The sequence below is a fragment of the Micromonospora radicis genome (assembly GCF_003583405.1).
GTDB classification, from domain to species: domain Bacteria; phylum Actinomycetota; class Actinomycetes; order Mycobacteriales; family Micromonosporaceae; genus Micromonospora; species Micromonospora radicis.
This window is the reverse complement of record NZ_QXEC01000004.1, coordinates 65,584-78,619: the sequence shown is the minus strand read 5'-3', so window position 1 is coordinate 78,619 and position 13,036 is coordinate 65,584. Positions and strand designations below refer to the sequence as shown.

Annotated in this window: 12 protein-coding genes; 5 read left to right on the top strand and 7 right to left on the bottom strand. The window is 71.2% G+C overall.

The window, feature by feature from the left end; all coding sequences use genetic code 11:
• Positions 1-147: 147 nt before the first annotated feature.
• The 7 genes from D2L64_RS06310 to D2L64_RS06280 form a co-directional block, all read right to left on the bottom strand.
• On the bottom strand, positions 148-546 hold the full coding sequence (locus tag D2L64_RS06310) for a VOC family protein (protein WP_407663058.1): 399 nt from the start codon (positions 544-546) through the stop codon (positions 148-150).
• Positions 547-759: 213 nt separating this feature from the next.
• The gene (locus tag D2L64_RS06305; protein ID WP_119573759.1) at positions 760-1,722 is read right to left on the bottom strand and encodes a carbohydrate ABC transporter permease; all 963 of its coding nucleotides are present in this window, start codon (positions 1,720-1,722) and stop codon (positions 760-762) included.
• 13 nt (positions 1,723-1,735) lie between these two features.
• On the bottom strand, positions 1,736-2,677 hold the full coding sequence (locus D2L64_RS06300; protein WP_119573758.1) for a carbohydrate ABC transporter permease: 942 nt from the start codon (positions 2,675-2,677) through the stop codon (positions 1,736-1,738).
• 35 nt (positions 2,678-2,712) lie between these two features.
• Entirely contained in the window at positions 2,713-4,116 is a 1,404-nt protein-coding gene (ngcE, locus tag D2L64_RS06295) for an N-acetylglucosamine/diacetylchitobiose ABC transporter substrate-binding protein (protein ID WP_119573757.1), read from the bottom strand.
• A gap of 26 nt (positions 4,117-4,142) precedes the next feature.
• Entirely contained in the window at positions 4,143-4,892 is a 750-nt protein-coding gene (locus tag D2L64_RS06290; protein ID WP_119573756.1) for a sugar isomerase domain-containing protein, read from the bottom strand.
• On the bottom strand, positions 4,889-5,851 hold the full coding sequence (locus D2L64_RS06285; RefSeq protein WP_119573755.1) for a MurR/RpiR family transcriptional regulator: 963 nt from the start codon (positions 5,849-5,851) through the stop codon (positions 4,889-4,891). Before D2L64_RS06285 ends, D2L64_RS06290 begins: the two co-directional genes overlap by 4 nt.
• A 357-nt stretch (positions 5,852-6,208) precedes the next feature.
• A complete protein-coding gene (locus D2L64_RS06280) occupies positions 6,209-6,529 on the bottom strand; it encodes a hypothetical protein (protein WP_119573754.1) in 321 nt (106 codons plus the stop codon).
• 60 nt (positions 6,530-6,589) lie between these two features.
• On the opposite strand from D2L64_RS06280, the gene D2L64_RS06275 reads away from it, so the two are divergent.
• From D2L64_RS06275 to D2L64_RS06255, 5 genes are all read left to right on the top strand, one after another.
• A complete protein-coding gene (locus D2L64_RS06275; RefSeq protein WP_119573753.1) occupies positions 6,590-6,832 on the top strand; it encodes a hypothetical protein in 243 nt (80 codons plus the stop codon).
• 41 nt (positions 6,833-6,873) lie between these two features.
• A complete protein-coding gene (locus D2L64_RS06270; RefSeq protein ID WP_119573752.1) occupies positions 6,874-7,866 on the top strand; it encodes an N-acetylglucosamine kinase in 993 nt (330 codons plus the stop codon).
• A 240-nt stretch (positions 7,867-8,106) separates the two neighbouring features.
• The gene (locus tag D2L64_RS06265; RefSeq protein WP_147376199.1) at positions 8,107-8,493 is read left to right on the top strand and encodes a hypothetical protein; all 387 of its coding nucleotides are present in this window, start codon (positions 8,107-8,109) and stop codon (positions 8,491-8,493) included.
• Complete coding sequence (locus tag D2L64_RS27815; protein ID WP_233558798.1) at positions 8,483-9,340, top strand: pentapeptide repeat-containing protein; 858 nt, start codon at positions 8,483-8,485, stop codon at positions 9,338-9,340. Before D2L64_RS06265 ends, D2L64_RS27815 begins: the two co-directional genes overlap by 11 nt.
• On the top strand, positions 9,337-13,032 hold the full coding sequence (locus D2L64_RS06255; protein ID WP_119573750.1) for a serine protease family protein: 3,696 nt from the start codon (positions 9,337-9,339) through the stop codon (positions 13,030-13,032). The genes D2L64_RS27815 and D2L64_RS06255 overlap by 4 nt, the downstream gene beginning before the upstream one ends.
• Positions 13,033-13,036: the final 4 nt, after the last annotated feature.

Here is a 13,036-nt window from a genome sequence, read left to right as displayed (position 1 = left end):
CGGCCCCGGTCGGCCTCCGGACGCCGACCGAGCTCCGGACGCCGACCGAGCTCCCGACGCCGACCGAGCTCCCGACGCCGACCGAGCTCCGGACGCCGACCGGCCTCCCGACGCCGACCGGCCGCGGGATCCGGCGCGGACCGACCGCTAGGCGGCGTTCGACCAGGTCCGTCGGGAGAGCACCAGACGGTAGCCGTCCGGGTCCGCGACAGTGACCCCCCAACGGTCCCAGTAGGCGTTCTGCGGGATCCGCCGGCCACCGGCCGAGGTCAGGCGGGACAGTAGCGCCCCGTCCGGCGGCTCACCGAGGTAGATCACGAGAAGGTCCTCGGCGGTCGGTGTGGGCCGAGCCGCGAGGTGTGGGCCGCCGACCAGTTCCAGATGCCAGCCGGCCGCCGACCAGCCCAGCATGATCAGATCGTGCTCACCGGGACCGCCCCGAGCCCGGTACAGCACGCGCAGGCCAAGCCCGTCGCGGTAGAAGCGCTCGGCTGCGGCGAGGTCGTTCGAGGGTCGGGCGATCCGGATGCTCGCGGACGGGTCGATCACGACAGCTCCTCTGCTGGGTCGACCGGCATCGTGCAACCTGAACCCGGATCGAGGTCAAGCCTGCGCCGGGTGAGGATCCGTCGCCGACCACTCATGATCACGCTCGATCCGGGATCGAGTGGCCTCCCCTCAGCGGTGAAGGCACTCGATCCCGAATCGAGCAGGCGGATCGAGCAGGCGGTTCCCCGGCGGGGCGCGCCGGGCGGGCGGCTACTTGCTGACGCCCGCGGTCAGGCCGGACTGGACCTGGCGTTGGAAGACGATGTAGACGATGAGCACCGGCAGCATCGCCATGGTCACCCCGGCGAACAGGCCCGACCAGTCGGAGCGGTAGCCCTGGTTGACCGAGAGTTCGATCAGGCCCTGGGAGATGACCTGGTTCTTCGGCTCGCCGGCCACCGACTGCATCAGCAGGGTCGGCAGGTACCACTGGTTCCACTGGCCCAGGACGTTGAAGATGCCGATGCTGATCAGACCCGGCTTGGCCATCGGCAGCATGACGCTGAAGAACAGCCGGCTGTGCGAGGCACCGTCGACCATGGCCGCCTCGGCGATCGCGGTGGGCAGCGTACGGAAGAACGAGTGCATGAAGAAGACCGTGAAAGCCAGCGACCAGGCCACGTAGACCAGGATCAGCATCAGGTGCTTGTTCGGGCCGAGGAAGGGCAGCGTCACGCCGAGGTTGTAGACGCCCTTGAACAGCGGCACCGCGGCCAGGTAGATCGGCAGCGTGAGGCCGGACAGGAACATGTAGTAGATCAGCCGGTTGCCGGGGAACTCGTAGCGGGCCAGCACGTACGCGGCCATCGAGCCGAGCAGCATGGTGAGGAAGACGCTGCCGGTCAACACCAGGACGGTGTTGAGGAAGAAGTCCCCGATGTGGCCCTCGGTCCAGGCCCGGGCGAAGTTGCCCCACTGCAGTTGCTCGGGGAAGAGCGACAGCGGCTTGCGAATGACCTCCGAGTCGGTCTTGAGCGCCGACATCACCACCCACAGCAGCGGGTAGACCACCATGACCGCCCAGACGGCGAGGAACAGGTGGGAGAAGCCGTTGAAGATCCGCGCTCCGGCGCGGCTGCCGCCGACGGCGGCGCCTCGGCCCGGCGTACGGTCCGGCGGCGGGGCCTGGTCGGGCCCGGCCTGGTCACCCGGGGTGTGGGTCACCGTGCTCATCGTCGGTGTCTCCTCAGTACTCGATCCGCTCACGACGGGTGATCCTCAGCTGCAACGCGGCGAGCAGGATCGTGAAGATGGCCAGGGCGACCGCGATCGCGCAGGCGTAGCCGAACTGGCCCTTCTGGAACGCGTTGAAGTTGATCACCGAGGCGAAGATCTCGCTGGCGTGGTTCGGGCCGCCCTGACTCGGCGTCATGATGTAGACCAGCGCGAACATGTCCAGCGCGATGAAGCCCAGGTACACCCAGGCCACCGAGACGGTGTCGCGCAGCAGCGGCAGGGTGATCCGGAAGAAGGTGTGGAATCGGCCGGCCCCGTCCAGGATGGCCGCCTCGTAGATGTCCTTCGGGATGGACTGCATGGCCGCGGAGAAGAGCACCATGTAGAAGCCGGCGCCGCTCCACACCGCGATCACCAGCAGCCACCACAGCACCGCCGGTACGCCGAGGAAGGGCTCCGGGTCGTACATGAAGGTGATCGGGTCGTCCTGGTCGACCAGACCGATCTTCATCAGCACGCCGTTGATCAGGCCCTGGCCGTCGGCGCGGTAGATCTGTTGCCACATCACCGCGATCACGACCAGGGACAGCACCTGCGGGAAGAAGAAGATCACCTTGTACAGGCCGGAGCCGAAGACGCCCCGGATGCCGGCCTTGTCCTCGCGTCCGCCCACGTTCAGCAGGAACGCGAGGAACAAGGCCAGCGCGATGGTGAACAGCGGCACGGTGACCAGGAAGAAGACGTTGTGCCAGAACGCCTTCCTGATCAGCTCGTCGGTGAACAGCCGGACGTAGTTCTCCAGCCCGACGAACTGCTGCCGGTCGGAGTAGCCTCCCCAGTCGGTCAACGAGTAGCCGGCCGCCTGCAGGAAGGGCCACACCACGTAGAAGAGGTACAGCCCGACCGGCAGCGCCAGGAAACCCGTGACGAAACGCGCAACTCCGTGCCGCATTTCTCCCACTTCCTCGTTCGGTCAGTTCCGGGGTGTCACGCGTTGCGGGTCTGCTTGGTGATCGACGAGTCCTTGGCGACCTTGTCGGCGGCGGCCTGCATCTTGTCCACGAACTGCGCGGCGGTGAGTCGACCGGCCATCAGCTCCTGGGACAGGTTCTGGCTCTCCTTGTCCAGGTCCGCGTAGAAGTCCCAGAGCTTGACCGAGACCAGGTCCTGCCCGGCGTTCTTCATCAGCTCGTTGGCCGTGGCCAGCGCCGGGTCGTCCACGTTGTCGCCGGAGCCCTTGGTCGACGCCAGGGACTTGGTCAGCTCGGCGAACTTCGCCGAACCGGCCTTGGAGAGCACCGCCCGCAGGAACTCCTTGGCCGCCGCCTTGTTCGGCGCCTTGCTCGGCACCACGAAGCCCTCACCGGCGCCGGCGAAGACGTCCTTGGGCGCCTTGTCGGCGGCGCTGACGGTCCAGTAGTCGGAGAGCTTCATCTCGAAGCCCGGCGGGATGGTCGCCGCCATCTCGTTCTTCAGCCAGGTGCCGACCTGGATGAAGGCGGCCTTGCCGTCCAGCCAGGCCTGCTGCGACTGGGTGTGGTCGAGCCGGCCGGGCAGCACCAGCTTGTCCTTGACGACCTTCTCCCACTGCTCCAGGGCGGGCAGCACGCCCTCGGCCCGCCAGGCGTTCTCCTTCAGGTTGTCGATGTCGACGACCGCCTGCTTGCCGGCGGACTTCCAGATCGAGGCCATCAGCGCCCAGCGCGGGTAGTAGCCGTGCACCGCGTCGTAGACGTACGGCGCGATGCCCTTGGCCTTGATCTTCGGGGCCAGGGCGAAGAACTCCTCGAAGCTCTTCGGCGGCTCCCAGCCCTCCTTGCTGAACAGCGCGCCGTTGTACCAGTTGCCCCAGACGGTGAAGGCCACGTACACCACGAAGAACTTGCCCTGGAAGGTGCCGTCGCTGACGGTGCCGGGCAGCAGGCTGTCGGCGACGGTGCCCTCGCTGTCCCAGGCCGGCGCGGCGAGCAGGTCGTCCAGCGGCTCGATGGCGCCCTCGTTGACCAGCGTGCTCAGGTCCATCAGGTCGGCGCCCGAGTTCATGATCAGGTCGCTGGGGGTGGTCGCCATCTTGGGCTGTTCTTCGGTCTTGATCTTCTGGGTGGAGCTCATGTTGACCGTGACGCTTCCGTGCTTGGCGCTGAAGACCGCCTGGTCCTCCTTCGCCCAGGCGTCACCCAGACCGCCGTTGAAGATGACCACCTTGACGGCGCTGTTCTCCTGCACGCCGAAGGGGTTGTCGTTGCTCTTCGCACCGGTGTTGTCGTCGCTCGGGCTCGGCGTGCTGCCGGCGCAGGCGCTGAGCAGACCCGCGGCCGGGGTCACCAGGAGACCCGCGGCCGCCGCGCGGCGCAGCAGGGTCCGGCGGTTGAGATCGGGGTTAACGGACATCGTTCGTCTCTCCTTGTGGTGTCGGGTCAGGCGGTACGCCGGAGACGCCCGGCGTACCGCGACTCGAGGGCGAGGTTGTGCGCGTCCCCACCGGGGACGTTGGCGGAGAGGTAGATAGGGGGCACCTCTCCGACCTGGTGGAACCGTCGTACGACCTCCGCGGTGAGCAGCTGCGCCAGCAGCGCCGAGGTGACCGAGGAGACCGCACAGACCGCGCCGCCGCCCTCGAGCGGCAGCAGTGCGTCGCCGTACGGCGCGCCGTTGTCCAGCACGACGTCGGCGAGTTCGACGAGCCGCCGGCCGGACGGGTGGCGCGGGGCGACCCGTCCGGTGTGCTCGACCGAGGTGACCGCGATCAGCGGGTGACCGCGCTCGGTGGCCAGCAGGGCCAGTTCGACCACCGAGCCGTTGATGCCGGACTGGGACGCCACCACGAACACGTCCCGTGGCTGCGGCGCGGCGATCTCGTAGAGCTGGTGGGCGATGGCCGGATCGCGTTCCAGCTTCGGGTCGGCGAGCACGTCGCGCGGGGCGTCGCCGTGCAGCACCAGGTCGTGCAGGGTGAGCCGGTTGGTGGGGACCAGCCCGCCGGCCCGGGCGACCAGGTCGGCGGCGAACGCCTCGGAGTGGCCGGCGCCGAACGCCTGGAGCACGCCGCCGGCCCGCAGGCTGGTGGCGATCAGGTCGGCAGCCCGGCCGAGCGGCCCGGAGCCCTGCTCGACGATGCGGTCGAGCACCGGCCGGACGGCCTCGGCGTACCCCTGGGCGCTGATCATGCGCTGGCTCCCCTCGCGGCCTTGTGCCCGTCGACGGCCTGGGCGGTACGCCGGAAGGCCGCGTGGGCGCGGTCGTGGGTGCGTTGGGCGACCGCGATGTAGAGCAGGTCGAGCACGACCAGTTGCGGGTGCCGGGCCGAGAGCGCGTCCGGGCGGAAGCTGGTGGCCTGGCTGGCGGTGAGCAGCACGATGTCGGCCAGCTCGGCCAGCGGCGAGCGGCGGAACCCGGTCAACGCGATGGTGGTCGCCCCCCGGCTGCCGCCCTCGGCGAGCATCTCGATGGCCTCCCGGGTCTGCCCGCTGTGCGAGATGCCCAGCGCGACGTCACCGGGGCGCAGCAGCGCGGCGGAGGCGAGGCCGGAGTGCACGTCGTTCCACGCCCACGCGGCCACCCCGATGCGGTGCAGGCTGAACTGCATCTCCTCGCCCACCAGGGCGCTGCCGCTGGCCCCGAAGATGTTGACCCGGCTGGCACCGGCGATGGCGTTCGCGGCCCGCTCCACCTCGCCGAGGTCGAGCAGCGCGGCGGTGTCGTGCATGGCCCGGGTGTCGGCCGCCATGATCTGTTCGAGGACCCGGTCCAGCGGGTCGCCGGGCTGGATCTCGCGTCCGATGTCGACGGTCCACCCGGCCGACCGGGCGCGGCCGGTCTCGGCCGCGATGCCCAGCCGCAGGTCGGCGTAGCCGTCGAAGCCCATCGCCCGGCAGAACCGGGTGACCGTCGCCGGTGACGTGCCGCTGCGCTCGGCCAACTCGACGATGGTGGCCCGCGCCGCCGCCTCCGGGTCGCTGAGCACGTGCTCGGCCACCCGGCGTAGCGCGCCGGTCAGCTCGTCGGCGCCGGCCCGGACCCGGGCCAGCACACCGTCGGAGACGACGCCGAGGGCGCCCCGCCGGTCAACCCCCTCGGCGTCGGCCACCGCGGTGCCCGCGGGGGTGTCCGCCTCGTGATCAACCATGGGACGCCTTTCCGAAAAGACTGTTAACTGTTAGTGGTAAAAGTTCTTACTGAAGCCACCTCCCTGTCAAGAGCGTGGGTGAAGTTTTCAAACTGTTACCTGGGGCACGTTCCTCGATCGATCCGGACGCCGCCGGGCCAAGCCCGCCCCGACCAGCACGAACGTCGATCAACAAGAGGTGTCGACGCCCCGCGCCGTCCGGCCCGACCCAGACCCCGCCTCGACGGCACCCGATCTGGATCTCGACGTCACCCCAGGCCACGGCAGCGACCGGACAGGATCGTGCTCGATCCAGGACGGGCGGTATCGGAACCGCCGCGAGGTCACCCGTACCCGGATCGAGCACGATCGCCGCTCTCAGCCGACGCCGCCCCCACCGCGGCGCGCGGCACCGCCGAGGCCGGCACTCGTGTGGTGACGCTGCCGGTCACCGCGGTCGTGAACGACCGTGTTCCGGAACAGATCGACGTGCGTTCCCGTGCGGCGGCCCGGCAGGTCGGCGACGAGCCGGCGGTGCGCGATGGCGTTGTCGAACTCGATCCGCTCCACCTCCAAACCGTAGTGTTCCGCCGGTTCTCTGCCCCGCCTCGCGGCAGCTTCCGCAAAGTCGCCGCGTCCGACACTGTTGTCGAGTTCCGCACGGCGCCCGGCCTGCGCGGCATTCATGATCTCGAACATGGCGGTACCCAGCAGGCGGCTGGCGCCCTCCTTCGCACATCGCGATGATCTGGGTTGAGGGTGATCGTGCTGCTGCCCGGGATCGCCCTGGGTCCAGGCGCCGACACCGCCGCCGGGAGCCGGGCCGAAGACGACGTCGACCGGACCGGCCATCTCGCGGACGGTCTGGAAGTCTCGGGGCAGCGCGGCGAGATCAAAGGCGAGACGTTCCATGGTGCGGCCCTGGTGATCGGGCTGGGCCGGCCCGCCGACCCGGTGGCCGACCGGGTGCGCGCCAGCCCGGGGCGACACCGCCTCGGCTGACCTACGCTCGGGTGACGCACCGCGACATAGGAGGTGGGTGGGTGTCCGGCACCGTCGTGGTCGGCCTCGACGTCGGCGGTACGTCCACCCGCGCGCTCGCCGCCACCCTCGACGGCGAACGCCTCGGCACCGGCCGCGCCGACGGCGGCAACCCGACCAGCCACGGCGCCGCGCACGCCGCCAGCCAACTCCTGACCGCCCTGCGGGCGGCCCTGGCCGACGTCGACCCGGCCCGGGTCCGGGCCGGCGTCATCGGGCTGGCCGGCGGCGGCCGGCTGCGCGCCGACCCGAACTGCCGGGCCGCCTTCGACCGGGCCTGGCACGCCGCCGGACTGCGCTGCCCGTACGCGGTGCACGGCGACGCGCTGGTCGGATACGCATCGGGCACCGCCGACCCGAACGGCACGATCCTCGTCGCCGGCACCGGCGCCATCGCCGCCACGGTCCGTGACCTGCGGCTGGACCGGGTCGCCGACGGACACGGCTGGCTGCTCGGCGACGCCGGATCCGGCTTCTGGCTCGGCCGGCAGGCGGTACGCCGACTGCTCACCGCCCTCGACAGGGGCGACGACCCGGGCTGGCTGGGCCGGCGGGTACTCGCCGAACTGACCGGCTCCGCCGAGGTGGCCGCCCGCCCCCGGGACACGGTGGACACGCTCGTCCAGGCCGTCACCCGGCACCCGCCGGTGCGACTGGCCCACCTCGCCCCCGCCGTGGTCGACGCCGCCGCCGCGGGTGACCCGGGCGGCGCCGCGCTGATCGCCGAGGCCGCCGCGCTGCTGACCGCCACGGTCCGCCGGATCCGCCCGTCCGGCGACACCGGGCCGCTGATCCTCGGTGGCGGGCTGCTCACCGGCGACAACCCCCTGGCCGCCACGGTGCGCACCGCGGCACACCGGCACTGGCCCGGCGTACCGGTCCGCCGAGCCGGCGACGGCGCCGCCGCCGCGGCCTGGCTGGCCGCCCGCGACCTGCCCGGGGTGACCGACCCCGCGACCCTGCACACCCGCCTCGTCACACCCGCGACGCACTGACCACAGTCAATCTGACGATCGTCGGACCGAGCCCGTGGCGACGGGTTTCACGGCTACCAGAGCGGGCTTTAGCAGAATCGAGCAGAGTCCGCCAAACCGAGTCGCATTCCTGACTCCGGCATTCGTTTTCCCTTCGTACGGACAGCGCTGAGACACCTACCGGGGGATTCACGAGGATGGCCGGTCGGTTAACGTTCAGACCCGAGTTCGTGGCCATTCGAAGTCCATGTTGGAGGCGCGGTGCCGGATATCCCCCTGACCGATGCACTGGCCGCGTTGATCCGGGAGCTGCGCAACTCGATGCCCGGCACACCCGGCGACTCGGTGGCGGTGGACCTGAGTCTGGTGGCCCGCGAGAACGGCGGGCGCCCCGACTGGCAGTTGGCCTCGGCCGAGAACCCCGGAGTACATCGGATCCGGTTGACGGTGCATCCATGGCGGCAGCCACCACCGGACACGTCCGGGCCCGATCACCGAGAGCCCTCCCCCGGCCGGCCCCCGTACGTCCACGGCGGCGGCTTCGACGAGACCCTGGTGGGCCTCGACCCGACCCGGCTGGGCAGCGCGCAGCTGCCGCCGATCGTGCGACCCAAGCCCGGCGTGGACATCGAGCGCGATGCCGACTGACGACGCCGGCACCGACGCCCTGGAACGCGGCAACGAGCGGATCCGGGACGCGGCGAAGTGGTTGGTGGCCAGCGCCGCCGCGGTCGGCGCGGCGATGCTGGCCGGCAGCCAGCTGTCGAGCATCGGCGAACTCCACTTCGGCGCACCCGACTCCGTGGAGAACGCCCGGCTGTGGATCGCGGTGCTGGGCGCGGTCGCCGGACTCTCCGCCGTGGTGTACGCGATCTGGACCGCCGTACAGATCCTGCTACCGAAGCTGGTACTGGTCAGCGACCTCGATCGGGCCTGGGCACAGCGACGCTCCGAACTGGCCCCGGTGGTCGACCACTTCCGGCGCAACCCGAAGTACCTACAGGGGTTCGCGGCGCCGACGGAGGTGATCACCGCCCGCGAGCAACTGGTCGCGGCGCAGCGTGAGCCGTCGACAGGTGACGACGTACGGGCGCAACTGGCGGCCGGCATCGCCGATCTCGACGAGCGGATCACCGCGATCGAGGACACCGCGACCCACGAGGCGTTGAAGGAGCAGTTCCGGCGGGCGCTGCGGAAACTGATGCTGGCCACCGCGGTCGCCGCGCTCGGCATCGTCGCCTTCGCCTGGGCCGCCAACCCGCCGGCCCACCAGCCCACCGCGGACCTGCGCAACGCCCGCCTCGTCGACGCGTACCTGCGCGACGTCGACCTGCGCGACGCCAGGCTGGACCACGCCGACCTCACCAACGCCGACCTGACCGGCGCCAACCTGACCGGCGCCTCGATCAACGGAGTCGTCTGGCGCAACACCACCTGCCCCGACGGCAGCAACAGCGACGACAACCGCCACACCTGCGCCGGTCACCTGTCGTGACCGGACTCGAACCACACGTCCAACGGGTGGTGAAGGTCCGCGGCCGGCTGCTCGGCACCGGGTACGCCGTCGGCGACGACCTGATCCTCACCGCCGGGCACGTGGTCGGCGTACGCGGCGAGGCGGCGCGGATCGCCCGCAGCGACGGTCCCACCGAACCGGAGCACCGGGCCACGGTGATCTGGCGCGGGGACGGCATCGACGCCGACGCGGCCCTGCTGCGGCTGGACGTGCCGCTCTGGACCGCCGAGCAGACCCGGACCCGCTACGGCGAGCTGCGCGGGCACCAGCCGGTGCCGTGCCGCACCGTCGGCTACCCGTGGGTCCAGTTCGCGCCCGACGGCCGCCGCCTCGACGAGCTACCCGGGCAGGTGATGCCCAGCCTCGGCTTCGAGGACCACCGGTACGCGCTGGACTCCACCCGGATCGCGCCGAACCCGCCCCAGCCGCAGCGGGACTCGAGCGGCGCGCTGGTACGCGACGACGCCGGGACGCCCGTGCTGGCGCCGCATCCGCACAGCGGCTTCTCGGGCGCGCCGCTGCTGACCGCCGGTGAGCGGCAGCTCCTGGTGGGCGTGGTGCTGGCGGTGCCGTCCCGGTACGGTCCCGGGCGGCTCGACGCGGTACGGATCACCCGGCTGCTCGCCGACCCGACCTTCGCGGGTCTGGTCGGCACCGCACTCGACCAGGTCGAACGGGAACCGCCGCAGCTGTTGCCGTCCGGGATCATCGAGCACGCCGAGGCGCTGACCGAACTGGCCGACAACCTGCGCGACGACCGGCTGGCGTACGTCCCACCGGCCGACCCCCAGGCGCCCACCCATCCCGCCCGGCTACTCGACCGCCTCGACGAACTGACCGGCCAGTGCGGCCTGCTGCTGGTCGGTCAGGCCGGGATCGGCAAGACCCGCACCTGCCTGGAGGTCGCCGGCCAGGCGGTCGACGCCGGTTGGCGGGTGCTGCACGTACGGCCCGGTGAGCCACTGGTCACCACCGAGCACCTGATCGAGGTGGTGACCGGGGCCACCGACGACCGACTGCTGATCATCATCGACTACCTGAACCTCAGCGCGCTGGACTACCCCGCCATCCGGCACCGGCTGCTGCCCGCCGCCCGAGCCCGCGGCATCCGCCTCGCCCTGCTCGGTTCGGCCCGGCCCGGCTGGTTCCACCAGAAGGACAACAGCACCCTCACCGAGGTGTTCAAGCCCGTCGAACTTCGCCCCGACGACGAGCACCTGGACCGGATCCGCGACCAGATCGTCACCACCCTGGCGCCGAAGGCGCGGGTGATCCTCGGCGACGAGCGGTTGTTGCAGCTGTGCGGCCGACGCCCGGTCATCGCGACGCTGATCGCCGCCGCCGCCGAGGCGCAGGCGGATCGGGGCCGGCTGTCGGCAGCAACCGGTGACCTGCGGCCGGAGAACCTCCTGGACTGGTTGGTCCGCCGGCTCAACGAGGACGATCTGCTGCACCACGCCGAGCGGCTGGACGACGAGCGCGACCCCGACCCGCGGCTCCAGATCTACGCCGCGATGGCCGCCGCCACCCCGCAGCCCCGGCCCGCGCTGATCGCCTGCGGCGCCCGGGTCGAGGACAGTGGCGCGGAACGCGCCGAGCACCTGCTCGACGTCCTGCTCGCAATGGGCTGGATGATCACCACGCCGGACGGGCTGGCCCCGGTACACGACATCGTGGTCGACCAACTGCTCGAACACACCACCGTGCGGGCCGGACTCGACACGGTCCGCACCAGGGTCGCCGACCGGATCCTCGACGCCAGCCTGACCAGCGCCCGGACCGTCGGCCGGTACGCCATGAACCTGGACCGGCTGCTGCGCGACATGGCGCTGCAGGGCCGGGACGGTCCCCTCGCCGCGCACTGCGCGACCTGGCTGGTCGCCAACGCGACCGCCGCCGGTGCGCTGTTGGCGGCCCCACAGGACGAGGGCGCCTACGCCCTCGGCGCGGTGCTGGACAACCCACCCTGGGCACAGTCGCTGTTCCAGCACTGGCCGCAGCTCGGGAAGCCGTGGCTGGACCGCCACGGCGTCTCGATGCCCGCCCGGCACCTCCTCTACAAGGGACTGCGAACGGTCGCCACCCCGCAGGCCGCCCAACTGATCGAGGTGGCGACCGCCTGGCTGGCCCAGCACCGCACGGCGCTGGAGGCCAGCTTCGTCGTCACGCCGCTGCTGAACCGGGACGACCTGCCGCCGGCGGACGCCCGCCACGGGATCGACAGCGCCCTCCACTGGCTCGACCAGCACGGCGGCCTGCCCGAAGCCCAGTTCGTGCTCCACGCGTTGCTCGACCGGACCGATCTCCCGCCCGCACAGACACCGTCCGCGATCGGCCACGCCCTACGCTGGCTCGACCGGCACAACGACCTCCCCGACGCCCAGTTCGTGCTGCACCCACTGCTGGGCCGCACCGATTCGAGCCCGGACGACGCCCGGCACGCCGTCACCGCCGCCCTCCAGTGGCTCGACCAACACAACGACGGGGCCAAGGCGGGCTTCGTGCTAAGCCCGTTGCTGGGTCGAACCCAGCTCACGCCGGACGACACCCAGCACGTCGTCACCGCCGCCCTCCGGTGGCTCGACCAGAACATCGACAGCCGCGCGGCCCAGTTCGTACTGGCCCCGTTGCTGGACCGCGCCGGCCTGCCGGCCGAGGACGCCCGCCACGGGATCGACAGCGCCGTACGCTGGCTCGACCAGCACGGCGACCGCCCCGAAGCCATGTTCGTGCTGCGCCCGCTACTGGGCCGCAGCGACCTGCGGCCGGACGACGTCCAGTACCTCACCACCGCCGCCCTGCGCTGGCTCGACCGACACCGCCAACTGCCCGAGGCCGGTTTCGTGTTACCGCCGCTGTTGGGTCACGCCGGCCTGCCGGCAGAGGCCATGGCGCACGCCGTCGACGCGGCGCTCGGCTGGTTACAGAAGCACGGCGACACCAACGATGCCGGATTCGTCCTGCCGCGACTGCTCGCCATCCGCAAGCTGGCCGACCTGCCGGAGTGGCTGTCCCCGCTCGTCGACCGCTGGGCCGACCGACACCGCGCCGCGCCGGACGTCGTGTTCGTCAGCAAGTACCTCGCTCGACAGAACGCGCTGACCGAGGTCACCGCCGACGTGGTGCTCCAGTGGGCCGCCGAACACCCGCTGGATGTCGACATTCCGTGGCGGCTGACCGGCGTCGTCAGAGGCTTCTTCCGGTATCCGGGACTGGCCGGCCGGCTGCTGCGGTCCGTCGAGGTCTACCTGGACGGAGTCGAGGGCACCCGGGCCGGCGTGAACGAGAACGGCGAGTTGGACGGTCTGATCCAGGCGCTCTGCCGGTCGACGGAGGTGCGGTGTGGGCTGGCCGGGGCTCGACTCGACGACATCGTGCTCCGCTGGCTGGCCCACCCCGCCGCCCTGAGCCCGAACTGTCCGCCCGGTATGGAGTTCAGCAACGTGGTGAGTCGCGCATCGTCGCTGGTCCGCCTCGGACGGTACGCCCGACGGGATGCGGTCGACGTGCTGACCCGGTTGCACGTCTGGATCTCCCATTGGCATCCGGCCGCCCCGCATCTCCCGCTGCGTGACGCGGCCCGCGACGACGTGGCGGCGCTGCTCGCGGAGCTGTCGGTGGCGGGCGGTGCTGAGTCGAACAAGACCAGTGGCGCCGCGCTGCTGGCATAGGGTC

What these genes read in the sequence shown, in the direction of transcription:
- D2L64_RS06305 (WP_119573759.1), bottom strand. Translation starts at nt 1,722, where the DNA reads ATGAGCACGGTGACCCACACCCCGGGTGACCAGGCCGGGCCCGACCAG.
- D2L64_RS06300 (WP_119573758.1), bottom strand. Translation starts at nt 2,677, where the DNA reads ATGCGGCACGGAGTTGCGCGTTTCGTCACGGGTTTCCTGGCGCTGCCG.
- ngcE (WP_119573757.1), bottom strand. Translation starts at nt 4,116, where the DNA reads ATGTCCGTTAACCCCGATCTCAACCGCCGGACCCTGCTGCGCCGCGCG.
- D2L64_RS06290 (WP_119573756.1), bottom strand. Translation starts at nt 4,892, where the DNA reads ATGATCAGCGCCCAGGGGTACGCCGAGGCCGTCCGGCCGGTGCTCGAC.
- D2L64_RS06285 (WP_119573755.1), bottom strand. Translation starts at nt 5,851, where the DNA reads ATGGTTGATCACGAGGCGGACACCCCCGCGGGCACCGCGGTGGCCGAC.
- D2L64_RS06280 (WP_119573754.1), bottom strand. Translation starts at nt 6,529, where the DNA reads ATGTTCGAGATCATGAATGCCGCGCAGGCCGGGCGCCGTGCGGAACTC.
- D2L64_RS27815 (WP_233558798.1), top strand. Translation starts at nt 8,483, where the DNA reads ATGCCGACTGACGACGCCGGCACCGACGCCCTGGAACGCGGCAACGAG.